We start from the raw sequence: 26,371 nt of genomic DNA on the forward strand, positions 1-26,371 counted from the left end.
AGCCCGCTGAAGTTTGCGGGCTTTTTTCTTTATAGGCAGAGGTTTTCTCTACAATGGGCAGATGTCCCAAGATAGCAAACCATCCAAATCACCTGCCGGCACTCTTGCTGAGCCCTCTAACTTTTTGCGCCAGATCATCGATCATGACCTCGCGAGTGGCGCCTACCAGAACCGTAGCAATCGAGATGGTCAAGCCATCCCCTCCATCATTACGCGCTTTCCACCGGAACCCAATGGCTATCTTCATATTGGCCATGCTAAAAGTATTTGCCTGAACTTTGGCTTAGCAGCTGATTACAACAATCAAGCGGGTGGTGCGCGTTGTAATATGCGCTTAGACGACACCAATCCAGTCAAAGAAGATATTGAGTACGCTGACAGCATTTTGGATGCAGTCAAATGGCTTGGATTTGATTGGGGCACACATTTGTATCACGCGAGTGATTACTTTGATCAACTCTATGAGTTTGCCGAAATTCTGATTCAAAATGGCAAGGCCTATGTTGATAGTCAGAGTGCAGATGACATCCACACTAATCGCGGAAACTTTGGCCAAGCTGGAAAGAATAGTCCGTACCGCGATCGCACTTCCGATGAAAACCTAGCTTTATTTCGCAAGATGCGTGATGGTAAATACAAAGATGGTGAGCATGTACTGCGCTTAAAGATCGACATGGCGCATCCAAATATCGTGATGCGCGATCCCGTGGTTTATCGTATTCGTCATACGGATCACCACCGCACCGGCAGCAAGTGGTGCATCTATCCTTTATATGATTTCACACACTGCATTTCTGATGCCCTAGAAAATGTTTCTCACTCCATTTGCACTCTGGAATTTGAAAATAATCGCCCACTCTACGATTGGATTGTTGCCTCATTAGCCGAACTGAGGATCTTCAAAAATCCTGTTCCGCATCAATATGAATTTGCCCGCCTCAACTTAACTTACACCATCACTAGTAAGCGCAAGCTCTTGCAATTGGTAGAAGAAAAGCATGTGGATGGATGGGATGATCCACGAATGCCAACCATCGTTGGCATTCGTCGTAGAGGTTACACACCGGAGAGTATTCGCTTGTTCTGTGAACGCATTGGCGTCTCTAAAGCAGATAGCTGGATTGACATGAGCACCCTAGATCAAGCTTTACGGGACGATCTTGAAGCTAAGGCGCCGAGAGCCACAGCGGTCCTCAAGCCTCTCAAGCTTCTTATTGAAAACTGGGATACATCCGCAAGCGAGCCTTGCTCAGCACCGCGCCATCCACAGCATCCCGAGTGGGGTAATCGCGAGTTTCATTTCACAAAAGAATTGTGGATTGAAGAAGATGATTTCATGAAAGAGCCCATCAAAGGCTTCTTCAGACTCTATCCACCAATTGGTGATCAAGCCGGTGGACGCGTGCGTTTGCGTCATGGCTATGTGATTGAGTGCACCGGATTTGAAGTGGATGCCAATGGCAAGGTGATTCAGGTGAATGCAATGCATTTTTCAGATAGCAAGAGCGGTACCCCCGGCTCAAATAATTACAAGGTAAAGGGCAATATTCATTGGGTCAGTGCAGCAGAAGCTATACCTGCACAAGTGCGCCTTTACGATCACCTGTTTAATGACCCGCATCCGGATAGCGGGGATAAAAATTTCCTTGACGCAATCAATCCTCACTCGAAGGAGACAATTACTGCGTACTTAGAACCTTGTATGAAAGACGCTAAAGCAGAAGATCGCTTTCAGTTTGAGCGCCATGGCTACTTTGTTGCGGATCAAAGTGACTCCAAAGCAGGTCAACCGGTATTTAATCGTACGGTCGGACTTAAGGATTCTTGGAAATAGTTTTTAAAAACTCTGCAACGCTGGGATAGCGTAAGGGAGTTTTTAATTCAGAAAGCCTCGTATTCGTTACGCGCCGTGACTCCCGCATAAACGACCACAGCATAGGGGATACGATTTTCTCTAACTGCTCAGCCGGCAATCTGGGGGGTCGCTCCAAACCAAAGGTATCAGCCACTTCATCAAAGTAATCACCCATCTTGGTTTCACCACCGTCACAGGCGTTAATGACACGCTGTGGTTTACCGTGATAGACGGCGGCACAAATCAATCTTGCCAAATCATCACTCTGAATATGATTTGAGTAGGCATCCTCCTCCGCAATGAGGGCAGGCGTTCCTGCCTGAATGCGCTCAACTGGTAAGCGGTCGGCAGCGTAGATACCCGGCACACGCAGAATGGTAAGGACTGCACCATGAGCCGGCGCCCAAAGACGCAGGCATTGTTCTGCATCCACCCTTCTCTTAGCTCTCTCACTTTGAGGTTTAACCGGTGTTACTTCACTCACCTTACCGCCCGCGTGATCACCATAGACACCTGTTGTACTCACATAAATCAAGCGCCCAACGGTATCGGAGCCTTGGGCTAAAATTCGGAGAAGGTTGCGAGTTCGGCAATCACGATGACCTGTATTTTGGGGTGGTGCCAAGTGGATCACGGTTTGCGCTAATCCACTTAAACGCCACAAGCTATCGGGCTTATCCAGATCCCCCAAAATCGGAATCGCGCCAACCGCTCTCAACTCCTGAAAACGTGCTTTCTGGGAAGTTAAGGCATATATGTGATGACTTCGAGCGAGCTGCTTGGCAACACGCAGACCAATGTCACCACAGCCAACGATCAGGATTCGAGATTTACCAAAAGATTGCATAGATCACATCGTAACGATTTATTGAAAGGAATGAGAGTGTCTTATCAAGTCACGCTCAAGGCGAGCGGCAAACAATTTACTGTACAAAAGGATGAAACCCTTCTAGAAGCAGCATTACAACAGGGCATCACCCTGCCCTACGGGTGTAAAAATGGTGCCTGCGGATCCTGTAAAGGCAAGATTCTAGAAGGTCAGGTAGAGCATGGCCAACATAGCGCTACTGCCCTAAGTCCAACCGATGAAGCTGCCGGTGGCACCTTGTTTTGCTGCGCCCACCCCAAATCCGACCTTCTCATTGAAGCTCGTGAAGTTCAGGGTGCTGGTGATATCGCCATTCGGAAAGTACCTTGTCGCGTCAACACTATCGTAAAACCGAGCGCAGATGTGGCCATTCTTCAATTGCAATTACCCGCTGCTGAGCGCTTTCAATTTTTAGCCGGACAGTACTTAGAATTTCTTCTCAAGGATGGGCAGCGCCGCGCCTACTCTATTGCCAGTGCACCCGATCAAGAAGGCCCCCTTGAATTGCATATTCGCCACTTGCCAGGCGGACTCTTCACCGACCAAGTCTTTGGTGCAAAAGACCCCGCTTTAAAAGAGAAAGATATTCTGCGTTTTGAAGGTCCATTGGGTAGCTTCTTTTTAAGAGAAGATTCTAAGAAACCCATCATCTTTGTTGCAGCAGGTACAGGCTTTGCGCCGATTAAATCCATCGTCGAGCAAATGCGGCTCAAAAAAATCCAGCGCCCAATTCATCTGTATTGGGGTGGGCGGCGCCCAAGTGACCTCTACCTCAATCAGCTCTGCCAGTCATGGGCAAAAGATATTCCAAACTTCAAATACATCCCAGTCATTTCGGATGCCCTACCGGAGGATCAATGGACTGGGCGTACAGGCTTTGTACACCAAGCCGTGATGGCCGACCATCTCAGTATGAGCCCTTACCAGGTCTATGCCTGCGGCGCTCCTGTGATGGTCAATGCGGCTCGCCAGGACTTTGCATCCCAGTGCAGTCTGCCCGAAGAGGAATTTTTTGCAGACTCCTTTACCAGCGCTGCTGATCTTGCGACAAACTAATCTGCTAAGCGCGATAATAGAAACCTCATTTGATTTCACTTTGCATACGATATGAATAAGCCAGCCCAATCCGTAGATGCCCACTCAGTGATGTTTATTACCCCGCGACCAGAGTTGACTATGGTTGAGGGTAAAGGCTCATGGCTGACTGATAACAACGGCAAGCGTTATTTAGATTTCTTGCAAGGCTGGGCAGTGAACTGTCTCGGCCATAGCAACCCTGGCATGATTGAAGCGCTCAACACACAAGCAAAGAAGCTCATTAATCCGAGTCCTGCTTTTTATAACGAGCCAATGATTCGCTTATCGAATCTTCTGACTGAAAACAGTTGCTTTAACAAAGTATTTTTCGCCAATAGCGGAGCTGAGGCTAATGAAGGCGCCATCAAGTTGGCGCGCAAATGGGGGCAACTGAATAAATCAGGCGCCTTTGAAATCATTACTTTTGACCACAGCTTTCATGGTCGTACCTTAGCAACGATGAGCGCATCTGGCAAACCAGGCTGGGACACCATGTTTGCCCCACAAGTTCCCGGCTTTCTTAAAGCCGATTTAAATGACTTAGATTCCGTCAAAAAACTGGTAACCGATAAAACAGTTGCAGTCATGCTTGAGCCAGTACAAGGTGAAGGTGGCGTCATTCCCACTACCAAAGAATTTATGCAAGGCCTGCGTAAATTCACTAAAGAAAATAATATTCTGTTAATCGTCGACGAAGTCCAAGCCGGCTGTGGCCGAACTGGCAGCCTCTTTGCTTATCAGCACTACGGTATCGAACCAGACATCATGACCTTGGGCAAGGGCATTGGTGGTGGCGTGCCATTAGCCGCACTGATGGCAACCGATGCGGTTGCTTGTTTTGTGCCTGGCGATCAGGGCGGCACCTATAACGGCAATCCATTGATGGTTGCAGTAGGGATCAGTGTGATCGAGCAATTATTGGCACCAGGCTTTCTAGAGTCTGTGCGTGCCAAGGGTGAACTGCTAAGCAAAGAACTCCTTGCCATCTCTGCAGAATTTAATCTGGATGGCGAGCGCGGTGAGGGGTTGTTGCGCGCCCTGATGTTGAGTAGTGATATCGGCGGGAAGCTGGTTGAACTAGCTCGCGATAGAACTCCAGAGGGCTTATTAATTAATTCACCGAGACCTAATTTGCTACGCTTTATGCCAGCACTCAATGTTACTGATGATGAAATCCGTCAGATGTGCAATATTTTAAGAGAGCTGTTCAAGCAAGTAAGCTAAACAATACTTTGATTGAATGTAATAAAGGGGCTCTAAGCCCCTTTATCTTTTATTGCAGTAATCACTCTAACAATGGCGCTACTTGCTAGCCAACTAAATTCTTTGGCAGCGAGAACGTGACATCCTCCACCACGCCTTCCAGGTTACGAATACTGCGCGGCCCAAATTCTTGAATCTTTGCCACAATCGAGAGGGCTAGGCTTTCGGGGGCTGATGCGCCTGCGGTGAGGCCTACGCGCTTCTTACCTACAAACCATTCGGCCTGCAGCTGCTCTGGCGCATCGACCATGTAGGCCGGTACACCCAGTTTTTCAGCTAATTCACGCAAGCGATTCGAGTTGGAGCTTGCCTTACTTCCGACCACAATAACTACCTCAACCTGAGGAGCCATAAATTTCACAGCATCTTGGCGATTTTGAGTGGCATAACAAATATCTTGCTTGCGGGGTTGCACAATATTCGGGAATTTTTGAATTAAGGCATCAACAATTTCTTTGGTCTCATCGACGGAGAGTGTCGTTTGCGTGACAAAGGCAATTTTTTCATTCTCAGTAAAAGGCAACTTAGCAATATCTGCTACTTTCTCAATCAGATGAACACCTTCCTTAACCTGCCCCATCGTCCCCTCGACCTCCGGGTGCCCCGCATGGCCAATCATCAACACTGTAAATCCATCCTTGCACATCTTGATGACCTCAACATGTACCTTTGTAACCAAAGGGCAAGTTGCGTCATATACCTGCAAGCCACGCGCCTCAGCATCTTGCCGAACTTCTTGAGAGACGCCGTGGGCACTAAACACCACAATGCCGCCTTTAGGAACTTCATGCAACTCTTCCACAAACACAGCGCCCTTTTCACGCAGCTCGTTCACGACATAAGCATTGTGAACAATTTCATGACGCACATAAATTGGTGCACCAAAGCGTGTCAGCGCTTCATTCACAATATTGATTGCACGATCAACACCCGCACAAAAGCCACGGGGCTGCGCCATCAAAATTTCAGCAGCGCTTTCTGCGGCTGTTGGTGTAATAGTTTGCTTATTCATAGACTACAAAATCGCAACAATTTGAGCTTCGAAGGTAACAGGTCTTCCAGCAAGCGGGTGATTGAAATCAAACCAAGCGCCCTCTTCATTAATCGATTGCAATACACCCGCGTATTGAGCGCCTCCTGGCGCATTAAATTCAATGACATCACCAGGATTAAATTCCACATCTTCATCCCGACCCTCTTTAAGTGCATTCAGAGAAACCCACTGAATTAATTCTTCTTTGCGCTCACCAAAACTTTCTTCTGGCGGCAATAGGGCGCTCTTCTTATCACCCACAGCCAGTCCGATTAATACCTTTTCAAAACAAGGCGCAAATTGTCCAGAACCCATCAACACCGTCGCAGGGCGATCGATAAAAGTATTGATGTAGTCATCCCCGCTCGGCAAAGTCAGCCGATAGTTGAGGGTCAGAAAGGAATTGGGCAAAACCGTAAGCTTAGTCATAAGGTAATTGTATCTAGGCCCGACCGGAGCGTGCACTTGCCGATTACGGAATGGCCAAAAATAGAGCAACCTCGCGAAAAACTGCGTGCTCTTGGTGCGGCAGCCCTGAGCGATGCCGAGTTACTTGCGATCTTTCTGCGTGTTGGCATCAAAGGTAAAACTGCCGTAGCCCTAGCTGAGGACCTTCTCCACCATTTCGGCAATTTACCGCGTCTAATGTCCTGCACCCCTGAAGAATTAACCCAGATTCATGGCATGGGCATTTCTAAGTGGTCACAAATCCAAGCGGCCCATGAGCTTGTCAAGCGTAGCCTTGAGGAAACCCTCTCCCAGGAGCCTGTCCTTACGTCACCAAGCTATGTCCGCGAGTTCTTGCAGGCTAGATTTGGGCGCCTGCCACACGAAGTCTTCCTGTGCCTATACCTTGACTCCCGCTTACGCCTGATTGAATGCCAGGAGCTCTTTAGAGGCTCTCTAAGCCACACTGCCGTCTACCCGCGAGAAATCCTCAAGGAGGCCCTTGCCAGGAATGCTAGCGCCCTGATCGTGGCACATAACCACCCCAGCGGAAACCCACGACCGAGCATTGCTGATCAAGAATTAACCAAGACACTAGCAAAAGCCTTGCAGTTAATAGATATCCCCCTGCTTGATCACTGCATTGTGAGCGATGGCGGTTTTTTCTCATTTTCTGATGAGGGTCTTATGAAAAATGATGATAAATAGAAGTGATCACTAACTTAATGGTATATTGTGCCCAGTATTAGCAACTATTTTTCCTCACCCTCAAAACTAAAGCCAATAAGGGGTAGATCAAAGTAGCTGGAGACTGATACAATCTTCTTTTTTCGCAATTAATGGAGTTATGTCATGGCAAAAGTTTGCCAAGTCACTGGGAAGAAGCCGATGGTTGGCAACAATGTATCCCATGCAAACAATAAAACGAAGCGTCGCTTTTTGCCGAATTTGCAAAACCGTCGTTTCTGGGTTGAATCTGAAAACCGTTGGATTAGCTTGCGCTTAACCAATGCTGGTTTGCGCGTTATCGACAAAAACGGCATTGATGCTGTGCTGTCTGATCTGCGTGCACGTGGCGAAATTTAAGGAGCGCACAAATGGCTAAAGGCGGCAGAGAAAAAATTAAATTAGAGTCATCAGCTGGTACTGGTCACTTCTATACAACATCAAAAAATAAGCGTACAAAGCCTGAGAAAATGGAGATCATGAAATTCGATCCAACCATTCGTAAGCACGTTGCTTACAAAGAAACCAAGCTCAAGTAATTTATCGATTCGATATTTATTTCAGCAATAAAAAACCCGCTACACCAGCGGGTTTTTTATTATCTTTAATTTTCCACTAGGCGTAGCGACGCAATCTCAAAGAGAAGTCGCGCAGACTCGATAAACCACTCTCCTCAGCGCGCTGACACCAAACATGCAATTGAGCTAACAGTTGATCGCCTGTGGCATTAGAGCGACTCCAAATCGCTTGCAAGTCACGGCGCATCTCAACCATCTTCCGTAGCTGAATATTGGTTGCCATCAACTCTTCAAGCTTCATTTTTTCTTCGGTAGTTAAACGAGATTCATCCTTACCCAACCAAGTGCGCGCGTCTTTTAAGTGAGCGGCCAATACCTGCATATGCTGGACTTCATTACTAAAGAAATTACTCAAGGTCTTGCTATAGCGGGCCATGATTTCATAACGGTTGGCAATGACGGCTTCGAGTGTGCTCTGATCTGCAGGACGTAAATTGCTCAGCACCGGCTTTGGAGAAGTCTTTTTCACCTTGGCCAGGCCAACAGCACTCATGATTTGAATGTACATCCAACCAATATCAAACTCATACCATTTACTCGAGAGCTTAGCGCTTGTGGCGAAGGTATGGTGGTTGTTATGCAACTCTTCTCCGCCAATCAAAATACCCCAAGGCAAAATGTTTCTTGAGGCATCTTCGCAATCGTAATTACGGTAACCCCAGAAGTGGCCAATACCGTTAATGATTCCAGCGGCAGTAATGGGAATCCACAACATCTGCACAGCCCACACAGTCAAGCCAATGGCACCGAACAAGAGTACGTCGATAATCAACATCAAGGCTACACCTTGCCATGAATACTTTGCATAGAGGTTGTGCTCAAGCCAATCATCTGGAGTACCGTGGCCAAACTTGTCTAAGGTCTCTTGATTGTGTGACTCTTTTTTGTATAACTCAGCGCCACGAGAAAGCACAGTATTGATACCCAAAATTTGCGGACTATGTGGATCATCCACAGTCTCACATTTGGCATGATGCTTGCGATGAATCGCTGCCCACTCTTTGGTTACCATGCCAGTTGTTAGCCAAAGCCAAAAACGGAAAAAATGGGATGCAATCGGGTGCAGCTCCAAGGCGCGGTGCGCTTGGCAGCGATGCAGAAAAATAGTCACTGCAGCAATGGTGATGTGGGTGGCAATCAAAGTAAACACAAGGATTTGCCACCAAGCCCAATTTAAATAGCCATTGGAAAGCCAATTAAGGAATAAATCAAAGCCAGAAACTGTGTTCAAAAGGGTATCCCCAAAGAAATCTAAACCCTTATTTTAGCTCTTTATCAGCTTTCTTGCTTTTGACTTTTACCGGCTTTTCGTCATCTTTATCGACAGTTAGCGCTGAAATAGCCGCTTTCTTCTGAAAAACAGCCCCAAAGAAGCCATCAGTCCCATGAATATGAGGCCATAACTGCCACCACGGGTTGTCAGGACTGCAACCCAAAGGCATTTTATCCTTTGGAAACAATGCCTTAAGAACCTCAGCTGCAGGAACCACTTCAAAATTAGGATGCTTTACCAAGAAATCCTCTGCAATTTGCTGGTTTTCTTGTGGCAACAGGCTGCAGGTGGCATAAACCAAGCGGCCACCGGGTTTAAGTAAACGACTTGCAGAGGCCAAAATATTCATCTGCTTTTGATTCAGCTCCAAGACGCCTTCTGGGGTCTGGCGCCATTTGAGATCTGGGTTGCGTCGCAATGTACCCATGCCACTGCAAGGAGCATCCACTAAGACGCGATCAATCTTTCCAGCTAAGCGCTTGATCTTGGAATCATTCTCACTATCAATCCAGACAGGATGCACATTAGACAGGCCACTACGGGCTTGTCTAGGCTTTAAATTAGCTAAGCGACGTTCGGATGTATCGAGAGCATACAGACGGCCTGTGGAGCGCATGATTGCCCCAATAGCCAAAGTCTTGCCGCCGGCGCCAGCGCAAAAGTCCACCACCATCTCGCCACGCTTAGGTGCCAGCAAGTAAGCCAATAGCTGACTACCTTCATCTTGAACCTCAAACATTCCCGTCTTAAAGCTAACGGTATTTTGCAAAGCAGGCTTACCCATAATGCGAACACCATCCGGTGCGTACGGAGTTGGAATAGCTTGATATCGACCACCTAAAGCATTCATCTCGGCCAGCAATTGCTCGCGAGTCGTTTTCATGGTGTTCGCACGTAAATCCAAAAGGGCTGGATGCATGAGTGATTTAGCTAATGCTTCACGTGATTCTTCGCCGGGGTACTTTCCAAATGCATCCCAAAGCCATTCAGGCAAATTATTACGAACCAAGGGATTGAGTGCCGCTGGATCAACCGTTGCAAAACGCTGCAACCATTCGTATTCACCTGTTTTCAACACATGAGCTAAGTCAGCAATAGCGCTCTCTGCACGGTTAGCAGAGCCCAGGCCACCTTCAGAAAGAGCAGACAGCAAACCCAATAGGGCTAAGCGTCTAGCCTGTGAACCCTCGCCACTTGAAGCAAATTGTGAGAACTCATTCTTCCGACGCAGGATGGCAAAAGCACTCTCAGCAATCAAGGCGCGATCACGATTACCCAGCTGAGGCTCTGAGCGGAAATAGCGACTTACTACACGATCGGCCGGTTGCTCAAAATTGAGGAGCTCTGGAAGCAGGCGCTCCAAATGAATCGCATGCTGAGGTAGAGCCTTGGCATTAGAAAAGTTTTTTTGACCTTCTGGTGCAATGATGTTGCCACTCGCATTACGACGCTCTGGGCGACGTAATGGATCTTTAGAATTAGCGGCATAACTTTTTTGTGGGCCTAAGCGTGACCCAGATCTTGATCCAGATTTACTGCCAGCGCTAGCTGCGCGAGATGAACGTTCTTTACTCATAATTTTATTAATTGCGACTCCGGTGGTTTAACCTGAACTTGATTACCTTCTATTCGCAATCGTCCATCTAGGAACCATTTTACGGCCCGTGGGTAAATCTGATGCTCCGCAGCCAAAACTCGCGCTGCTAAGCTATCCGCATCATCGCCGGGAAGCACTGGAACTGAGGCTTGGCAGATAATAGGACCCTCATCCACGCCCTCGGTAACAAAATGCACGCTGGCACCATGTTCAGCCACCCCAGCCTCCAATGCCCGTTCATGAGTGTGCAATCCTGGGAAAGCTGGCAGCAAAGCTGGGTGAATATTAATCAGACGACCCTCAAAATGGCGAATAAAGCCCGGGGTCAGAATTCTCATAAAACCCGCTAGAACCACTAAATCAGCCCCTAATTCATCGATTTTTGCCATGAGAGCGGCATCAAAGGATTCGCGAGTAGTGTGTTCGCGATGTTCAATGGCAAAGGCCGGAATGCCCTGAGAGCGAGCAAAATCAAGGCCTTTGGCAGCAGAGTGGTTGGCAATTACCCCGGTAAAAGTAACCGGCCACCGCTCTTTTTGAGCTGTTTTGACGATAGCCTCGAAATTAGATCCGCGGCCTGAGATTAAGGTGACGATAGATGGCATGCCCACAATATAATTGATGGTTACCCCGAAAGCGACCCTGAAAGCGATTTAGTGAACGTATTCCGCGGCCCCATCCAGTTTTCTGCAGGACCGGCTTGTGCTTTAACCATTGGTAATTTCGATGGCGTGCACAGGGGTCATCACGCCCTCCTCAAGAAGCTGAAGGATGGCGCGCAAGAACGTGGTTTGGTTAGCTGCGTCATGACCTTTGAACCACATCCCAAGGAATTCTTTTCTCCAGAACAAGCGCCGCCACGAATTCTGAATTTGCGGGACAAGCTTGCTGCCTTTGCCGGCATTGGTATCGATCGCGTAGTAGTGGAGCACTTTAATTCCGCATTTGCTCGCCTCACTCCCGAAGAATTTGTTTCTGAGATTATTGTCAAGCAACTCAATGCCAAATGGATTTTGATCGGGGACGATTTTTGCTATGGCGCAAAACGTGCCGGCAACTTTGCAAGTCTCAGAGCAGCAGGTGAACAATTGGGTTTTGAAGTTTCTAGCATTCACACCGTGCAAGAAGATGGCGAAAGAATTTCTAGCTCTGCGTTACGCAATGCCTTGGCTAACGGAGATATGGATCAAGCTAATACATTATTAGGTCGTCCTTACGGCATCTCCGGTCACGTTATTCATGGGCAAAAGCTGGGTCGTACTTTAGGATTCCCAACCTTAAATCTCGCTGTTGCGAATCATCTGCATCACCGCAAGCCCGCCTGCTCTGGCATCTTTACTGCACAAGTCCTAGGGCTTGGAGATAAGCCGCTGCCTGCCGTAGCCAGTCTTGGCGTGAGACCAACGGTTGAAGATGAAGGTCAAGGTCGCGTATTACTTGAGACTCACATCTTTGATTACAACGCAAATGTCTACGGAAAAATTATTACCGTGGAGCTCTTAGAAAAAATTCGTGATGAGGCAAAGTATTCTGACCTCGATACACTTACCAAAGCGATTGCATCTGATGCAGCGCATGCTAGAAATTATTTCAAGAAAAAATCTTATGTCTGAAAAAGAAAACTCTTATCCCGTTAATCTTCTAGAAACATCGTTTCCGATGCGAGGAGATTTGCCAAAACGTGAACCGCAATGGGTTGCACAGTGGCAGAAAAATAAACTCTACGAGAAGATTCGTGCAGCGCATTCTCATCAGCCAAAATTTATTTTGCATGATGGTCCTCCCTATGCAAACGGTGACATTCATATTGGTCATGCAGTAAATAAGATTCTTAAGGACATGATCGTAAAGTCCCGCTGGTTAATGGGCTATGACTCTGCATACGTTCCTGGCTGGGATTGCCATGGTATGCCAATTGAGATTCAGATTGAAAAGCAGTTTGGCAAGAATCTACCGACAGCTGAAGTACAAGCTAAAGCACGCGCATATGCAAAAGTGCAGGTGGACAAGCAAAAAGTCGACTTTGAGCGTTTAGGCGTTTTGGGTGACTGGAATAATCCTTATCTCACCATGAACTACCGCAATGAGGCTGATGAAATTCGTGCACTCGGGAAGATCTGGGACAAAGGCTATGTTTTCCGTGGCCTCAAACCAGTGAACTGGTGTTTCGATTGCGGCTCCGCATTAGCTGAAGCTGAAGTGGAATACCAAGACAAGACTGACCCAACAGTAGATGTGGGATTTGCTTTTGATGATGCGCAGCGCCCACAACTCGCCAAAGCATTTGGCCTTGCTGAGATTCCAGTCAAGCCTGGAATGATTGTGATTTGGACAACAACACCTTGGACTATCCCATCCAATCAAGCACTGAATGTTCATCCCGAACTCAGCTATGCTTTAGTAGACGCTGGCGATAAATTGCTCATCTTGGCAGAAGACCGAGTAAAAACTTGCCTAGAAGATTTTGGACTTGAAGGAAAAGTAATTGCTACTTGCTTGGGTAGTCAGCTGGCAAATATTTCTTTCTGGCATCCACTGGCTTCATTGCATGAAGGATACAAACGCCTCTCGCCAATCTACCCTGCCCAATACGTCACCTTAGATACTGGTACTGGCGTAGTGCACTCTGCACCAGCCTATGGCGAGGAAGACTTTAAGTCTTGCAAAGCAAACCACTTAGCTGATAAAGATATCTTGAACCCTGTCATGGGCAATGGTGTTTATGCCTCTTGGCTCCCTCTCTTTGCCAATGAATATATTTGGAAAGCCAATCCCAAGATTGTGGAGGCCATGCGTGAAGCAGGCAGCCTCTTGCGAGATAAGACCTATACCCACTCTTATATGCATTGCTGGCGTCACAAGTCGCCGATTATTTATCGTGCGACCTCGCAGTGGTTTGCGAGCATGGATAAAAAACCATCTGATGGCAAAGCCAGTCTGCGTGAATTAGCCTTAGCCGGGATTGAAAGCACTGAGTTCTTTCCGGCATGGGGTAAGCAACGCCTAAACAGCATGATTGCTAACCGTCCTGATTGGACACTATCTCGTCAACGCCAATGGGGCGTACCAATGGCTTTCTTTGTTCACAAGGAAAGTGGTGAGCCTCATCCTCGTACGGTAGAGCTGCTTGAGGAAATTGCAAAGCGTGTTGAAAAAGAAGGTATTGAAGCTTGGCAAAAACTTGAAGTAGCCGAACTACTTGGTGAAGAAGCTGCTCAATATGAAAAGAATCGTGACACCTTGGATGTATGGTTTGATTCTGGTACTACGCATTGGCACGTTATTCGTGGCTCGCATCGTGCGGAACTCTATCGCCCAGAATCTGAAAATGCAGAGGGTCGTTTAGCCGACCTTTATTTAGAGGGCTCAGATCAACATCGCGGCTGGTTCCACTCCTCTTTACTCACTGGCGCCATGCTAGATGGCAAGCCACCCTACAAAGCACTACTTACGCACGGCTTCACGGTTGATGGCCAAGGCCGCAAGATGAGTAAGTCTGTAGGTAATGTGATTGCTCCGCAACAAGTTGCGGATAAGTTAGGTGCGGAGATTATTCGTTTGTGGGTAGCTTCTACTGACTACTCTGGTGAGATGACCATCTCCGATGAAATTCTGAAACGTGTAGTGGAAAGTTACCGCCGTATTCGTAATACATTGCGCTTTTTATTAGCCAACCTATCTGACTTTGATCCAAGCAAGCATGCGATGCCTGCAAGTGAATGGCTAGAAATTGATCGCTACGCTGTTGCACTCGCCAATCAGTTACAGCAAGATGTTCAAGCCCACTACAAGGCTTATGAGTTCCAACCTGCTGTAGCGCGCATGTTGACTTTCTGCTCAGAAGATTTAGGTGGCTTCTACTTAGATATTCTGAAAGATCGCCTCTATACGAGTGCGCCGGATTCGAAAGAGCGGCGTGCAGCGCAAAACGCCCTCTTCCACATCACCCGTAACCTACTCAAATGGCTGGCTCCTTTTCTCTCGTTTACGGCTGAAGAGGCTTGGCTATCATTTCCACATGATATGAATGAAAAAGCTAAAGAGTCTATCTTCATGGAAGAGTTCGGCGCTTTCCCAGAAATTACCCAGGCTACTGAGCTCCTTGCCAAATGGAATCGTGTTCGAGAAATCCGCTCTGAGGTAACTAAAGCCATTGAGATTGAGCGTGAAACCGGCAATGTAGGCTCATCTCTGCAAGCTGAACTCACTATTAAAGTGGGTGATATCGATTTTGCAATTCTGCATTCTCTCGAGGACGATCTGCGTTTTGTGACCATCACCTCTAGCGCCAATCTAGAACTCAGCAATGCAGGCCTCGAGGTGCTTGTTCGCGGTAGTCAATACAAGAAATGTGGTCGTTGCTGGCATCACACTCAAGATATTGGCCTCAACACTGAACATCCAGAGTTATGTGGTCGCTGCATCAGTAATCTTTTCGGAAGCGGTGAATCCCGCCTTTTTGCATAATCAATATAGTAAAAAGATCGCCACTACACCATGAGCACAAACCTCTCTTTTCTCCGTTATCTAGCAATTGCAATTGTTACGCTCTTGCTAGACCAACTGAGTAAATGGTCTGCCTTGAGTAATTTACAGCTGGGCGTTCCTGAACCTGTTTTGCCATTTATGAACTGGTTGTTGCTGTTTAACCCAGGTGCAGCGTTTTCATTTTTAGCGCAAAGCTCTGGATGGCAACGGTGGTTCTTTACAGTCCTGGGCTTAGCGGCATCCGCTTACATTCTTTGGCTACTACGAAAGAGCTTGGGTGACAAGATGCTCTGCTGGGCTCTTAGCCTCATTCTGGGAGGTGCACTAGGGAACGTCTTAGACCGCATCATGTATGGCGCAGTAGTAGACTTCATTGACCTACATTACGCTAACTGGCATTGGCCAGCCTTCAATATTGCCGATAGCGCCATTTGTATCGGTGCAGCCCTCATCATTTGGGGCGAGTTACGTAAGTCATTTGGCAAAAACCCCCAATCCCTTTAAGCTGGCGTAATGCAATCACTTTTAAATAAGAAAATCGTTCTCGGCATTTCTGGTGGTATTGCGGCCTATAAGTCTGCAGAGCTAGCACGTCAGTTGATACAAGAAGGTGCCAGCGTCCAAGTGGTAATGACAGAAGCTGCTCAGCAATTTGTTACGCCCGTCACTATGCAGGCACTCACAGGCAATCCTATATTCACAAGCCAATGGGATAGCAGTATTGCCAACAACATGGCACATATTGAACTCTCTAGGGCTGCAGATGCAATTTTGATTGCGCCAGCAAGTGCAGATCTGATGGCTAAGCTCTCGCTCGGCTTGGCTGATGATTTGCTCAGCACCTTATGCCTGGCAAGAGATTGTCCGCTTCTCTTGGCTCCTGCCATGAACAAGCAAATGTGGGAGCATGCGGCCACACAAAGAAGTGCAGAACGGCTCATTGCTGACAAAGTCACATTGCTAGGCCCAGCCAGCGGATTCCAAGCGTGTGGTGAAGTCGGCTTTGGGCGCATGCTTGAGCCTGCAGAAATTACCGAGCAACTCATAGCCTTTTTTCAAAAGAAACTGCTCCTCGGCAAGCGAATACTGATTACGGCTGGACCCACTTTTGAAGCGATTGACCCGGTGCGCGGCATCACTAACCGTAGCTCAGGCAAGATGGGTTTTGCAATTGCCCGCGCAGCTGTTGAAGCTGGTGCAGAAGTGCACTTAATAGCAGGCCCTTGTGATCTCACCACACCATTAGCCGCAACTGGAAAAGTTACCCGCACTAATGTAGTCAGCGCCAAAGAAATGCATACGGCCACAATGCAATCTAGTGACTGTGATGTCTTCTTTGCGGTTGCTGCAGTGGCTGACTGGGGCATTGCTAAGCCAGCCAAAGAAAAAATGAAGCGTCAAGCTAAGCAGGCCCCGAATTTAGAATTTGTGACCAACCCAGATATTCTTGCTGATGTAGCTAAAACGGTCAAAACCAAAGGCGGTAAGTTGCGCCCATACTGCGTTGGCTTTGCAGCCGAGTCTACTGAGCTCCAAAAGCATGCAGAAGAAAAGCGCAAACGCAAAGGCATTCCGATGATCGTCGGTAATATTGGTCCAGATACCTTTAGCAGTGATCTTAACCAACTACTCATCGTTGATGAAGGCAGTAGCAAGAAAATGGCCAAGGCCGAAAAGCTTCAGCTTGCACGTCAGCTGATTCAGTTAGTCGCCAAGAAAATTTAATCTCGTTTTAGGAAATTCTATGCAACAACTTCAAGTCAAAATTCTCGATGAGCGCATGCGCGATCAATTGCCTGCATATGGAACCCCTGGAAGCGCTGGATTAGATCTGCGCGCCTGCATTGATGAAGTCATTGAAATTGCTGCTGGACAAACAGTCCTCGTCCCAACGGGTTTAGCGATTTATGTAGAAGATCCACGCTATGCCGCATTCATTTTGCCGCGCTCTGGTCTTGGCCATAAGCATGGGATCGTTCTCGGTAATTTAGTGGGATTAATCGATTCGGATTACCAAGGTCAACTGATGGTGAGCACTTGGAATCGTAGCTCTACCGCATTCAAATTAGAGCCCATGGAGCGCTTAGCGCAACTGGTAGTGATGCCAGTTCAACAGGTAGAGCTCAAGGTCGTTGAGGAGTTCACTGAGAGTAGTCGTGGGGCTGGTGGGTTTGGAAGTACAGGCCGCAGTTGATTTAGATTTTTCGGAGTTAGCTAATAAAAAACCACCCTTAGGTGGTTTTTTATTTTCCTTAAATCTCCTCGACTGGGGCTACATCAGCTTTTGGCCGCTTACCCGGCACTACTGGGGCATCAAACTGAAGTTGAACTTTGCCATCAGCATCAATATCGACATCCACATGACCGCCCTGGGCCAATTTACCGAACAACAATTCATCGGCAAGTGCTTTTCGTACTGTATCTTGAATGATTCGCTGCATTGGTCTTGCGCCCATGAGCGGGTCAAAGCCGTGTTTCGCTAAATGGGCACGCAATGCCGGGCTAAATGTAGCGTCTACCTTCTTCTCATGGAGTTGCTCCTCTAGCTGCATCAAGAATTTATCCACCACACGCATGATGATGGTCTCATCGAGCGCCTTGAAGGAAACAATCGCATCTAAACGATTACGGAATTCTGGCGTGAAGAACTTTTTAATATCCGCCATCTCATCACCGGACTCACGCGCATTAGTAAAGCCGATGGTGGACTTCTGCATTGCTTCAGCACCAGCATTGGTTGTCATGATGATGATGACATTACGGAAATCCGTCTTACGACCATTGTTGTCCGTGAGAGTGCCGTGATCCATGACCTGCAAGAGAATATTGAAAATATCTGGATGTGCTTTTTCAACCTCATCAAGCAAGAGGACGCAATGCGGCTTCTTGTTTACGGCCTCAGTTAGCAAGCCACCTTGATCAAAGCCTACATATCCTGGAGGCGCGCCAATTAAACGACTAACCGCATGACGCTCCATGTACTCCGACATATCAAAGCGCAGGAGCTCGATGCCCAAGATGTAAGCGAGCTGTTTGGCAACTTCCGTTTTACCAACCCCAGTTGGGCCGGAGAATAGGAATGATCCAATCGGTCTATCGATTTTGCCAAGACCGGCACGAGTCATTTTGATTGCGCTCGCTAGGGCCTCAATGGCAGGATCTTGACCAAACACCACGCTCTTAATATCCCGATCTAATGTTTGTAGCTTGCTACGATCATCCACCGTTACAGATTGTGGCGGTATACGAGCGATTTTTGCGACGATCTCTTCAATCTCCGGGCGACCAATGGTTTTCTTTTGCTTAGACTTGGGCAGAATGCGCTGTGCAGCACCAGCCTCATCAATCACATCAATTGCTTTATCTGGTAAATGACGATCATTGATATAACGCGAAGACAATTCAGCTGCGGCTACCAACGCTGCAGAAGCGTACTTAACGCCGTGATGTTCTTCAAAGCGTGATTTCAAACCACGCAAGATTTGCACGGTCTGATCAACGGTTGGCTCAACCACATCCACTTTTTGGAAGCGACGCGACAGAGCCGCATCTTTTTCGAAAATGCCTCGGTACTCAGTAAAGGTAGTTGCACCGATACACTTGAGCTGGCCATTCGATAGCGCAGGCTTTAATAAATTGCTCGCATCCAATGTACCGCCAGATGCAGCACCCGCACCAATTAAGGTGTGAATCTCATCAATAAATAGAACGCCATGGGCACTGTCTTTTAAAGACTTCAGAACACTCTTCAAGCGTTGCTCAAAATCTCCACGGTACTTAGTACCCGCTAATAGCGCACCCATGTCTAATGAATACACTGTGGCATCAGCCAAGATCTCAGGGACATCACCCTTCACAATTCTCCAAGCTAAGCCTTCAGCAATCGCAGTCTTACCTACGCCTGCCTCGCCTACCAATAGCGGATTGTTTTTACGACGACGGCAAAGCACCTGAATCACGCGCTCGACTTCACTATCGCGGCCAATCAGCGGATCAATCTTGCCCTGCTTAGCAAGCACATTGAGGTTCTGAGTGTATTGCTCTAAAGGACTCTCCTTGCCGCCAGACGATGCATCCTCGGTCTCTTGGCTTGCCTCGGCAGGCTTAACGCTCTCAACTTGATCTTTACGTACACCGTGGCTAATAAAGTTCACTACATCCAAACGAGTGACCCCTTGCTGTTGCAAGAAATACACCGCATGAGAATCTTTTTCACCAAAGATAGCCACTAGAACATTCGCCCCCGTAACTTCCTTCTTCCCATTGGAGGTGGATTGCACATGCATGATGGCGCGTTGGATCACGCGCTGAAAACCCAGGGTTGGCTGGGTATCGACTTCATCATTACCCGGAACTACGGGCGTGTTGTCGTTAATAAAATTTTTGAGCTGGGCACGAAGCTCAGCAATATTGACAGCGCAGGCTTTTAAAACCTCCACTGCAGTCGCATTGTCTAGTAAAGCGGCAAGCAAATGCTCTACCGTAATAAATTCATGTCTTGAAGCTCGCGCATCAACAAACGCCATGTGCAAACTCACTTCTAATTCCTGGGCAATCATGCTTCCTCCATAGTGCACTGTAGTGGGTGACCCGCTTCGCGGGAGAGCTCGATAACTTGATGCACTTTTGTTGCTGCAACATCACGTGTAAATAAACCGCAAATGCCTTTGCCAACCAAATGAACCTGCAACATGATCCGTGTAGCTGTCTCATGATCCTTATTAAAATACTCCTGAATGACCATCACCACAAATTCCATTGGCGTGTAATCGTCATTTAATAGTAAAACTTTATACATCGAAGGCGACTTTAGTTTCTCGGCCTGCTTTTCGAGAAGAATAGTGTCTTCAATGTGGGGGTTGTTTGGATTGCCAACCGTTGGATTTTTCGTTGTACGACTCATATGAAACATTCTAAACACAGATGTGAAATTAGGATTTGGTGGCTTTGTTGCATAAAAACCATCCAGAAAGTGCCTTAAACACTATATTGGGGCATTTTTCGATAAAAAAAGGGGGGTTAAATAGTAACTATATTTACCCACCCCCTTGACACCCCACCATAAAGGGCAAACAATCAGGGGGTAGGATTCATTTGAAGTCCTATTTAGGCGTGTTGTAGAGCGAGACTGATTAAAAAGTATTCACCCTCATCACGGTTGTTTTAAGTTTATGTAATGGAGTTCGCATGGCGACCGGAATTGTTAAGTGGTTCAATGATGCAAAAGGTTTTGGCTTTATCAAACCTGATGATGGTGAAGAAGAGTTGTTTGCGCATTTCAGCGCAATCACAATGCCTGGGTTTAAAACACTCAAGGAAAACCAAAAGGTAACGTTTGATATTACCCAAGGTCCTAAGGGCAAACAAGCTACTAATATCCAAGCAGCTTAATCTGCTTTAGATCATTACTAAAACCCAGGACTTGTTCCTGGGTTTTTTTTCGTCTGCATTTTCTTGTCTTGCCAGCCCTGCCTTAGAATGACCCTCACCCACCAAGTACACTCAGAACATCATGTATTTACCCCATATGAAACAATTCATTTTTTCTCTTACGGCGATCGCTGGGGTCTTTTCAGCACCATTGTTTGCACAACAGAATGTCGGCCTACCTACAGTTGAACTCAAAACTGGGATCTATCGTATTCAGGCAGAGTTAGCCGATACACCCAAAGCACGCGAGGTCGGGCTCATGAATCGTACTAGTATGCGCACGAACTCTGGCATGCTTTTTATCTTTGAGCAAAAAGCAGGACATTGCTTCTGGATGAACAACACAAAGATTCCTCTATCGATTGCCTTTATTGCTGATGATGGCAAGATTGTGAATATCGAAGAGATGCAAGCGGAGACTACCAACAACCATTGCCCTAAGGCAGCAGTACGTTATGCACTTGAGATGAATAAGCAGTGGTTCTCTGAGAGAGTCATCGTGCCTGGCACAGTCATTCAAGGGCTTCCTAAAAAATAAGGGAGTACTCGTAGCTATAAAACAAAAAACGCAGACCAAAGTCTGCGTTTTCTTTTGGGCAAGAAAGAAAAGTTTGCTTTACTCGCCGACTCACTTATTCAAAATGGCATACGTAGTGCACTGGAGACTCGGCACGAATGATGAAATAACCGCCTTTTTCCACTTCCCAGCTTTGACCCGCTTTGAACTCGACCTCTGGGGCGCCGTTAATACTGACAAACGCATTACCATCAACTACTTCCATAACTTCCTTTGTGCTGAGGTCAAAACGTAAAGTACTTGGCAATACCACGCCAACTGATTTACGAACGCCATTTGGCAAAGTCACAGTATGAGATACGCACTTACCATCAAAAAATACATTAGCTTTTTTGCCTACAGAAACTTGATCAAATTGCATCTTTATTCTTTCTAATCTGAATTACTAGTTTGTTGTTTATCTTGGTTATTTAGCACGCTTACGTCTTGCAGTTTCAGCAATTCGCATACGCAAAGCATTGAGCTTAATAAATCCACCCGCATCGGCTTGGTTGTACGCACCACCATCATCATCAAAGGTGGCGATTGTCTGATCAAACAAAGTATTCGCTGAATCGCGCGATATCACAGAGACAGATCCCTTGTAGAGCTTCAGACGCACAACCCCGTTAACCATTTGTTGCGTGTGATCGATCAAGGTTTGCAGAGCTAGGCGCTCTGGCGCCCACCACAGTCCGTTGTAGATGAGGCTTGCGTAACGTGGCATGAGATCATCTTTGAGGTGAGCGACTTCACGGTCCAAAGTAATACTCTCAATACCGCGGTGCGCTTTCAACAAGATAGTGCCGCCAGGGGTTTCATAGCAGCCACGGCTCTTCATGCCTACAAAGCGGTTCTCAACTAAGTCAAGACGACCAATGCCATGCATGCCACCAATACGATTAAGTTCAGCCAGCAACTCATGTGGTTTATAAGCTTTACCATTGATAGCAACTGGATCACCAGCACGGAATTCAATTTCAATAATTTCTGGGGCGTCTGGAGCCTTCTCTGGAGAGACCGTCCAACGCCACATGGACTCTTCCGCTTCAGCATTCGGGTTCTCAAGATGACGACCTTCGTAGCTGATGTGCAATAAATTAGCATCCATCGAATACGGTGAGCCACCTTGCTTATGCTTCATTTCTACTGGGATGCCATGCTTTTCTGCATAGGCCATCAATTTTTCTCGGGAGAGTAAATCCCACTCGCGCCATGGTGCAATTACCTTAATTCCTGGCTCGAGTGCGTAATAGCCCAACTCAAAACGTACTTGGTCATTACCTTTACCAGTAGCGCCATGCGATACAGAGTCCGCACCAGTCGCGCGAGCAATTTCAATTTGACGCTTAGCAATCAACGGACGCGCGATGGAGGTACCCAAAAGGTACTCGCCTTCGTAAATCGTATTGGCGCGGAACATGGGGAACACAAAGTCACGTACAAACTCTTCACGCAAGTCGTCGATAAAAATATTTTCTGGCTTGATGCCAAACTGCAGCGCTTTGGCGCGTGCCGGCTCCAACTCTTCACCCTGACCTAAGTCAGCTGTGAAAGTAACGATCTCACATTGATAGGTATCTTGAAGCCATTTGAGAATCACACTGGTATCAAGACCGCCGGAATACGCTAAAACTACTTTTTTAATATCAGACATAATTTCTATTCAATCAAAAAATGAATCAATAAAGAACCAAGATAAATTACTTAATCACTTAGTCCAAACGGCCGCAGAGTAAATACTCCATCAAGGCTTTTTGAACATGCAAACGATTTTCAGCCTCTTCCCAAACGATACTTTGAGGACCATCAATCACTTCTGCAGAAACCTCTTCACCACGATGCGCTGGCAAGCAATGCATGAACAAGGCATCTGGTTTTGCCAATGACATTAACTCTTCATCGACCATCCAGTCTTTAAAAGCAGTCATACGAGAAGTATTTTCATCCTCGTAGCCCATGCTAGTCCATACATCAGTGGTGACCAAATCGGCACCTTTACAAGCTTCCTTTGGATCAGCGCAAATCGTCAGATGCTTTAAAGCCTTCTCGGTCAATCTGGAACTATCTAACTGATAACCACTAGGAGCGGAGAAGCGAATTTGAAAATCCAAACATTCCGCCGCCTGAATCCAGGTATAGGCCATGTTGTTGGCATCGCCTACCCAAGCAACTATTTTCCCCTGGATCGGACCGCGGGCCTCTACAAAAGTAAAGATATCAGCCAATACTTGGCAAGGATGGTACTCATTGGTCAGGCCGTTGATTACGGGCACACGAGAATTTGCTGCGAAGCGCTCAATAATCTCTTGGCCAAAGGTACGAATCATGATGATGTCCGTCATCCTAGAAATCACCTGCGCAGCGTCCTCTACAGGCTCACCACGACCCAACTGGGTATCTCGGGTATTGAGGTATACGGCATGGCCACCAAGCTGGTGTATGCCCGCCTCGAAAGAAAGGCGGGTACGAGTCGAATGCTTCTCAAAGATCATTGCTAGAGTGCGATCATGTAAGGGATGCCAAGTCTCGTAACTTTTGAACTTCGTCTTAAGCCAAGCAGAGCGCTTGAGGAGGTAATCGTATTCTGCGCGCGTCAGGTCAGCAAACTGCAAGTAATGCTTAACCTGGCCAGGCACTTGGGGCTTTGCCAAAGATGTCATTGTTGAGCTTTCTACTAGAGTTTTAGCTTGCATTTTTTGTTTGGGGCATCGAACTGCACGAAAATAGTTCCTAAAGTCATCTTAAGACCTTCGCAGACTGTTAAGCTAAGGTCTAAGTAACACCGATTCCTTACTACGATTTCTACGCCAACTTGAACCACAAAAAGCTTTTCATTCAAGGCATTACAACCTCTGGCAAACCTTTTCGGCCTAGTGACTGGGCCGAACGACTTTGCGGAGTGATGGCCACTTTTCGCCCACCAGGCGATGCTGGCGACCCCCGCTTCTCTTACTCACCTTATGCCAGACCGGTGGTTATCGCAAAAGTAACATGCGTTGTAATTGATACCAGGCTAAGAGACCTCGATCCGAGAGCGCTCGACTTTGTCATCAACTTTGCCAAAGACAATTGCCTGCCAATCGAAGAAGCCTGCGAATTCGAACCGAATCCACAATCCCAGCCCTAAAAACAAAAACCCGCTCTGATAAGGAGCGGGCTAAGACCCAGATTACTCTAAAGTCTGCCTAAATCTATAAAAGACTTACGCTGCCATCGCCTTAATAGCTGCAGACAAACGTGACTTCTGACGTGATGCCGTATTTTTGTGAGCGATCTTTTTATCAGCAATCTTGTCGATTGTGGACTGAGTTGCTGCAAATACTTTAGCAGCAGCGTCCTTGTCGCCAGCCTCAATTGCTTTGCGAACTGCCTTGATGGAAGTGCGAAGCTTTGAACGCAAGCTAGAGTTGTGTTCATTCTGTTTTACTGCCTGCCGTGCGCGTTTACGCGCTTGTGCGGTATTGGCCATCTTTAAACCTTGCTATATAAAAAATACAAAATACGGTTAACTAAAATTCTGTGTGGGTTCGCCAAATTTGTAAGCTGACTCACCAAAACCCAAGATTTTACATTAAAGGACTAAAAAAGCCCAGCCGCTTGATAAATAGGGGAAAATTAGCCCATGAATCTGCTTTCAGCTGCCGCAAAGGTCAGCTCCCTCACCATGCTCTCTAGGATTACCGGACTACTCCGGGAGACCCTAATTGCCCGTAGTTTTGGGGCTTCAGAGTGGACTGACGCCTTTAATGTGGCCTTCAGACTACCCAATTTGCTCCGTAGACTCTTTGCTGAGGGGGCCTTTTCTCAGGCATTTGTACCTATTTTGGGAGAAATCTCAAGTCAAGGAGACATAAAACAGTCCCAAATCCTCGTCAATGCAGTCGCTACGCTCTTATTTTGGGCTTTGCTGCTTACGGTACTCCTAGGTGTCATTGGCGCCCCCCTGCTGATTCTGGCTATTGCTACAGGCTTTGAGGGCGGTCCAGCCTATGAGGCAAGCGTAGTCATGACACGCATCATGTTTCCCTATATCGGTCTGATTTCGATGGTTTCTCTCTCTGCGGGGATTCTCAATACCTTTGGCCGCTTTGCCATTCCAGCATTTACACCAGTTTTGCTCAATTTAGCCCTCATTAGCAGCGCCATCTTTTTGGCGCCCCACCTGGACCAGCCGATTTATGCTCTGAGTATCGGTGTGCTCTTAGGTGGCGTCTTGCAGTTGGCCATTCAAGTTCCGGCCCTCGCTCATTTGGGCTTGCTGCCTAGAGTAGGTTTTCTACCCGGAGCAATTAAAGCAGCAGTTCAAAATCCAGATGCCCGTCGCGTCATGAAATTAATGGGGCCTGCCGTGTTTGCAGTTTCAGTCGCCCAAATTTCTCTCATTATTAATACCAATATTGCCTCTCGTTTACAAACAGGTAGCGTATCTTGGCTCTCCTATGCTGATCGCCTCATGGAATTTCCAACAGCGCTTTTGGGAGTAGCGCTGGGAACAGTCTTACTCCCAAGCCTGAGCAAAGCAAACGCAAAAAATGATTTGGTACATGCGGGCGAACTCTTAATTTGGGGATTGCAACTCACCTTTTTGCTCGCTGCGCCTTGCGCGATTGCCCTCTTTATTTTTGGAGAACCGCTAGCAGCAGTTTTGTATCACTATGGTAAGTTCAACGCATTAGACGTCTTGATGACGCAGCGCGCTCTAGCAGCTTATGGCGTTGGGCTCATTGGCCTCATTCTAGTGAAGATCTTGGCTCCCGGCTTTTATTCCCGCCAAGATATCCGTACACCAGTAAAGATTGGCTTACTGGTGTTGGTGGCAACCCAATTAGCCAATTTAGTTTTTGTTCCCTGGTTGGGTCATGCCGGCCTTGCGCTATCGGTTGGCGCTGGCGCCTGCTTAAATGCCGCATTACTTTGGGTAGGCCTGCATCGACGGGGCGCCCTACCTGGCTTTGCGTGGTTAAAGTATTTGGGGCAGCTATTACTTGCCTTAATTCCTTTTGCATTCCTCTTGTATTACGCCGCGACTGCACATGATTGGATTGCACTGCAATCGAGCCCCTGGATTCGAGTTGGCTTACTGGCTGCCTGGCTAGCCGCTGCTGCTGTAGTGTATTTCGCAGCCTTATGGCTTGTCGGAATCCGCTGGCAAAAATTCCTACGTCATGCAAAATAGC

Annotated in this window: 27 protein-coding genes; 15 read left to right on the top strand and 12 right to left on the bottom strand. The window is 47.3% G+C overall.

The genetic code is table 11. The features are described from left to right. Positions 1 to 61 precede the first annotated feature (61 nt). Positions 62 to 1,834, top strand: a complete 1,773-nt coding sequence (locus tag ICV89_RS09095; protein WP_215308344.1) for a glutamine--tRNA ligase/YqeY domain fusion protein — start codon at positions 62 to 64, stop codon at positions 1,832 to 1,834. On the opposite strand, the gene ICV89_RS09100 is transcribed toward ICV89_RS09095, so the two are convergent. Then, entirely contained in the window at positions 1,815 to 2,702 is an 888-nt protein-coding gene (locus ICV89_RS09100) for an SDR family oxidoreductase (RefSeq protein ID WP_215308345.1), read from the bottom strand. The genes ICV89_RS09095 and ICV89_RS09100 overlap by 20 nt on opposite strands. A gap of 36 nt (positions 2,703 to 2,738) precedes the next feature. Here ICV89_RS09100 and ICV89_RS09105 point away from each other — a divergent pair, with 36 nt between their 5' ends. Next, positions 2,739 to 3,779, top strand: coding sequence for a CDP-6-deoxy-delta-3,4-glucoseen reductase (locus tag ICV89_RS09105; protein WP_215308346.1), 1,041 nt, complete (start codon positions 2,739 to 2,741; stop codon positions 3,777 to 3,779). Between the two features lie 51 nt (positions 3,780 to 3,830). Beyond that, positions 3,831 to 5,024 (top strand): acetylornithine transaminase, encoded by a 1,194-nt coding sequence (locus tag ICV89_RS09110; protein ID WP_215308347.1) that lies wholly within the window; start codon positions 3,831 to 3,833, stop codon positions 5,022 to 5,024. Positions 5,025 to 5,109: 85 nt separating this feature from the next. Here the strand turns inward: ICV89_RS09110 and ispH are convergent, their stop codons facing one another. Then, a complete protein-coding gene (gene ispH / locus ICV89_RS09115; protein WP_215308348.1) occupies positions 5,110 to 6,075 on the bottom strand; it encodes a 4-hydroxy-3-methylbut-2-enyl diphosphate reductase in 966 nt (321 codons plus the stop codon). A 3-nt stretch (positions 6,076 to 6,078) separates the two neighbouring features. Further along, complete coding sequence (locus tag ICV89_RS09120; protein ID WP_215308349.1) at positions 6,079 to 6,525, bottom strand: peptidylprolyl isomerase; 447 nt, start codon at positions 6,523 to 6,525, stop codon at positions 6,079 to 6,081. Between the two features lie 30 nt (positions 6,526 to 6,555). Between ICV89_RS09120 and radC the strand changes: the two genes are divergently transcribed. The 3 genes from radC (at position 6,556) to rpmG (ending at position 7,808) form a co-directional block, all read left to right on the top strand. Beyond that, entirely contained in the window at positions 6,556 to 7,251 is a 696-nt protein-coding gene (gene radC, locus ICV89_RS09125; protein ID WP_370624501.1) for a DNA repair protein RadC, read from the top strand. Between the two features lie 144 nt (positions 7,252 to 7,395). Then, positions 7,396 to 7,629: a 50S ribosomal protein L28 gene (gene rpmB, locus ICV89_RS09130; RefSeq protein ID WP_011903570.1), complete on the top strand. Its 234-nt coding sequence runs from the start codon at positions 7,396 to 7,398 to the stop codon at positions 7,627 to 7,629. A gap of 11 nt (positions 7,630 to 7,640) precedes the next feature. Next, complete coding sequence (rpmG, locus tag ICV89_RS09135; protein WP_015421876.1) at positions 7,641 to 7,808, top strand: 50S ribosomal protein L33; 168 nt, start codon at positions 7,641 to 7,643, stop codon at positions 7,806 to 7,808. 76 nt (positions 7,809 to 7,884) lie between these two features. Here rpmG and ICV89_RS09140 read toward each other — a convergent pair whose 3' ends face one another. From ICV89_RS09140 to purN, 3 genes are read right to left on the bottom strand one after another with little or no spacing between them, the layout of a single operon-like run. Continuing rightward, positions 7,885 to 9,078, bottom strand: coding sequence for a fatty acid desaturase (locus tag ICV89_RS09140; RefSeq protein ID WP_215308351.1), 1,194 nt, complete (start codon positions 9,076 to 9,078; stop codon positions 7,885 to 7,887). A 28-nt stretch (positions 9,079 to 9,106) separates the two neighbouring features. Beyond that, positions 9,107 to 10,696 carry an RsmB/NOP family class I SAM-dependent RNA methyltransferase gene (locus ICV89_RS09145; protein WP_215308352.1) on the bottom strand — a complete coding sequence of 530 codons (1,590 nt, stop codon included), beginning with the start codon at positions 10,694 to 10,696 and terminating at the stop codon, positions 9,107 to 9,109. Continuing rightward, positions 10,693 to 11,322 (bottom strand): phosphoribosylglycinamide formyltransferase, encoded by a 630-nt coding sequence (purN, locus tag ICV89_RS09150; RefSeq protein WP_215308353.1) that lies wholly within the window; start codon positions 11,320 to 11,322, stop codon positions 10,693 to 10,695. Before purN ends, ICV89_RS09145 begins: the two co-directional genes overlap by 4 nt. A 51-nt stretch (positions 11,323 to 11,373) precedes the next feature. On the opposite strand from purN, the gene ICV89_RS09155 reads away from it, so the two are divergent. The 5 genes from ICV89_RS09155 to dut are packed head-to-tail and all read left to right on the top strand — an operon-like array spanning position 11,374 to position 17,399. Next, entirely contained in the window at positions 11,374 to 12,330 is a 957-nt protein-coding gene (locus ICV89_RS09155; protein ID WP_215308354.1) for a bifunctional riboflavin kinase/FAD synthetase, read from the top strand. Continuing rightward, on the top strand, positions 12,305 to 15,184 hold the full coding sequence (gene ileS / locus ICV89_RS09160) for an isoleucine--tRNA ligase (RefSeq protein WP_371817892.1): 2,880 nt from the start codon (positions 12,305 to 12,307) through the stop codon (positions 15,182 to 15,184). Before ICV89_RS09155 ends, ileS begins: the two co-directional genes overlap by 26 nt. A gap of 30 nt (positions 15,185 to 15,214) precedes the next feature. Next, positions 15,215 to 15,709, top strand: coding sequence for a signal peptidase II (gene lspA / locus ICV89_RS09165; protein WP_046330735.1), 495 nt, complete (start codon positions 15,215 to 15,217; stop codon positions 15,707 to 15,709). Positions 15,710 to 15,718: 9 nt separating this feature from the next. Continuing rightward, positions 15,719 to 16,930 carry a bifunctional phosphopantothenoylcysteine decarboxylase/phosphopantothenate--cysteine ligase CoaBC gene (gene coaBC, locus ICV89_RS09170; RefSeq protein ID WP_215308356.1) on the top strand — a complete coding sequence of 404 codons (1,212 nt, stop codon included), beginning with the start codon at positions 15,719 to 15,721 and terminating at the stop codon, positions 16,928 to 16,930. 19 nt (positions 16,931 to 16,949) lie between these two features. Continuing rightward, positions 16,950 to 17,399, top strand: a complete 450-nt coding sequence (dut, locus tag ICV89_RS09175) for a dUTP diphosphatase (RefSeq protein WP_215308357.1) — start codon at positions 16,950 to 16,952, stop codon at positions 17,397 to 17,399. A gap of 58 nt (positions 17,400 to 17,457) precedes the next feature. Here the strand turns inward: dut and clpA are convergent, their stop codons facing one another. Continuing rightward, positions 17,458 to 19,764: an ATP-dependent Clp protease ATP-binding subunit ClpA gene (gene clpA / locus ICV89_RS09180; protein ID WP_215308358.1), complete on the bottom strand. Its 2,307-nt coding sequence runs from the start codon at positions 19,762 to 19,764 to the stop codon at positions 17,458 to 17,460. Further along, positions 19,761 to 20,117, bottom strand: a complete 357-nt coding sequence (clpS, locus tag ICV89_RS09185; RefSeq protein WP_046331280.1) for an ATP-dependent Clp protease adapter ClpS — start codon at positions 20,115 to 20,117, stop codon at positions 19,761 to 19,763. The genes clpA and clpS overlap by 4 nt, the downstream gene beginning before the upstream one ends. A gap of 275 nt (positions 20,118 to 20,392) precedes the next feature. On the opposite strand from clpS, the gene ICV89_RS09190 reads away from it, so the two are divergent. Then, entirely contained in the window at positions 20,393 to 20,596 is a 204-nt protein-coding gene (locus ICV89_RS09190) for a cold-shock protein (RefSeq protein ID WP_011903586.1), read from the top strand. A gap of 136 nt (positions 20,597 to 20,732) precedes the next feature. Next, complete coding sequence (locus ICV89_RS09195; protein ID WP_215308359.1) at positions 20,733 to 21,173, top strand: DUF192 domain-containing protein; 441 nt, start codon at positions 20,733 to 20,735, stop codon at positions 21,171 to 21,173. Between the two features lie 94 nt (positions 21,174 to 21,267). Here ICV89_RS09195 and ICV89_RS09200 read toward each other — a convergent pair whose 3' ends face one another. Genes ICV89_RS09200 through argF form a run of 3 tightly spaced genes read right to left on the bottom strand, consistent with a single transcriptional unit; the run spans position 21,268 to position 23,854 of the window. Then, positions 21,268 to 21,573, bottom strand: a complete 306-nt coding sequence (locus ICV89_RS09200) for a pyrimidine/purine nucleoside phosphorylase (protein WP_215308360.1) — start codon at positions 21,571 to 21,573, stop codon at positions 21,268 to 21,270. A gap of 45 nt (positions 21,574 to 21,618) precedes the next feature. Beyond that, the gene (locus ICV89_RS09205; RefSeq protein WP_215308361.1) at positions 21,619 to 22,848 is read right to left on the bottom strand and encodes an argininosuccinate synthase; all 1,230 of its coding nucleotides are present in this window, start codon (positions 22,846 to 22,848) and stop codon (positions 21,619 to 21,621) included. A gap of 58 nt (positions 22,849 to 22,906) precedes the next feature. Further along, positions 22,907 to 23,854, bottom strand: a complete 948-nt coding sequence (argF, locus tag ICV89_RS09210; RefSeq protein ID WP_215308362.1) for an ornithine carbamoyltransferase — start codon at positions 23,852 to 23,854, stop codon at positions 22,907 to 22,909. Between the two features lie 152 nt (positions 23,855 to 24,006). Between argF and ICV89_RS09215 the strand changes: the two genes are divergently transcribed. Next, complete coding sequence (locus ICV89_RS09215) at positions 24,007 to 24,321, top strand: DUF3579 domain-containing protein (RefSeq protein WP_215308363.1); 315 nt, start codon at positions 24,007 to 24,009, stop codon at positions 24,319 to 24,321. A gap of 75 nt (positions 24,322 to 24,396) precedes the next feature. Here the strand turns inward: ICV89_RS09215 and rpsT are convergent, their stop codons facing one another. Then, positions 24,397 to 24,663, bottom strand: coding sequence for a 30S ribosomal protein S20 (gene rpsT / locus ICV89_RS09220; RefSeq protein ID WP_215298755.1), 267 nt, complete (start codon positions 24,661 to 24,663; stop codon positions 24,397 to 24,399). Between the two features lie 153 nt (positions 24,664 to 24,816). On the opposite strand from rpsT, the gene murJ reads away from it, so the two are divergent. After that, positions 24,817 to 26,370: a murein biosynthesis integral membrane protein MurJ gene (murJ, locus tag ICV89_RS09225; protein WP_215308364.1), complete on the top strand. Its 1,554-nt coding sequence runs from the start codon at positions 24,817 to 24,819 to the stop codon at positions 26,368 to 26,370. The last annotated feature ends 1 nt before the right edge of the window (position 26,371 follow it).

It is taken from the genome of Polynucleobacter sp. Adler-ghost, assembly GCF_018688495.1.
Taxonomy (GTDB): domain Bacteria; phylum Pseudomonadota; class Gammaproteobacteria; order Burkholderiales; family Burkholderiaceae; genus Polynucleobacter.

What these genes read in the sequence shown, in the direction of transcription:
- ICV89_RS09200 (WP_215308360.1), bottom strand. Translation starts at nt 21,573, where the DNA reads ATGCAATTTGATCAAGTTTCTGTAGGCAAAAAAGCTAATGTATTTTTT.
- ICV89_RS09100 (WP_215308345.1), bottom strand. Translation starts at nt 2,702, where the DNA reads ATGCAATCTTTTGGTAAATCTCGAATCCTGATCGTTGGCTGTGGTGAC.
- ispH (WP_215308348.1), bottom strand. Translation starts at nt 6,075, where the DNA reads ATGAATAAGCAAACTATTACACCAACAGCCGCAGAAAGCGCTGCTGAA.
- ICV89_RS09195 (WP_215308359.1), top strand. Translation starts at nt 20,733, where the DNA reads ATGAAACAATTCATTTTTTCTCTTACGGCGATCGCTGGGGTCTTTTCA.
- clpA (WP_215308358.1), bottom strand. Translation starts at nt 19,764, where the DNA reads ATGATTGCCCAGGAATTAGAAGTGAGTTTGCACATGGCGTTTGTTGAT.
- argF (WP_215308362.1), bottom strand. Translation starts at nt 23,854, where the DNA reads ATGACATCTTTGGCAAAGCCCCAAGTGCCTGGCCAGGTTAAGCATTAC.
- purN (WP_215308353.1), bottom strand. Translation starts at nt 11,322, where the DNA reads ATGCCATCTATCGTCACCTTAATCTCAGGCCGCGGATCTAATTTCGAG.
- ICV89_RS09110 (WP_215308347.1), top strand. Translation starts at nt 3,831, where the DNA reads ATGAATAAGCCAGCCCAATCCGTAGATGCCCACTCAGTGATGTTTATT.
- rpmB (WP_011903570.1), top strand. Translation starts at nt 7,396, where the DNA reads ATGGCAAAAGTTTGCCAAGTCACTGGGAAGAAGCCGATGGTTGGCAAC.
- ICV89_RS09205 (WP_215308361.1), bottom strand. Translation starts at nt 22,848, where the DNA reads ATGTCTGATATTAAAAAAGTAGTTTTAGCGTATTCCGGCGGTCTTGAT.
- ICV89_RS09145 (WP_215308352.1), bottom strand. Translation starts at nt 10,696, where the DNA reads ATGAGTAAAGAACGTTCATCTCGCGCAGCTAGCGCTGGCAGTAAATCT.
- lspA (WP_046330735.1), top strand. Translation starts at nt 15,215, where the DNA reads ATGAGCACAAACCTCTCTTTTCTCCGTTATCTAGCAATTGCAATTGTT.
- coaBC (WP_215308356.1), top strand. Translation starts at nt 15,719, where the DNA reads ATGCAATCACTTTTAAATAAGAAAATCGTTCTCGGCATTTCTGGTGGT.
- ICV89_RS09120 (WP_215308349.1), bottom strand. Translation starts at nt 6,525, where the DNA reads ATGACTAAGCTTACGGTTTTGCCCAATTCCTTTCTGACCCTCAACTAT.
- rpsT (WP_215298755.1), bottom strand. Translation starts at nt 24,663, where the DNA reads ATGGCCAATACCGCACAAGCGCGTAAACGCGCACGGCAGGCAGTAAAA.
- rpmG (WP_015421876.1), top strand. Translation starts at nt 7,641, where the DNA reads ATGGCTAAAGGCGGCAGAGAAAAAATTAAATTAGAGTCATCAGCTGGT.
- dut (WP_215308357.1), top strand. Translation starts at nt 16,950, where the DNA reads ATGCAACAACTTCAAGTCAAAATTCTCGATGAGCGCATGCGCGATCAA.
- murJ (WP_215308364.1), top strand. Translation starts at nt 24,817, where the DNA reads ATGAATCTGCTTTCAGCTGCCGCAAAGGTCAGCTCCCTCACCATGCTC.
- clpS (WP_046331280.1), bottom strand. Translation starts at nt 20,117, where the DNA reads ATGTTTCATATGAGTCGTACAACGAAAAATCCAACGGTTGGCAATCCA.
- ICV89_RS09095 (WP_215308344.1), top strand. Translation starts at nt 62, where the DNA reads ATGTCCCAAGATAGCAAACCATCCAAATCACCTGCCGGCACTCTTGCT.
- ICV89_RS09190 (WP_011903586.1), top strand. Translation starts at nt 20,393, where the DNA reads ATGGCGACCGGAATTGTTAAGTGGTTCAATGATGCAAAAGGTTTTGGC.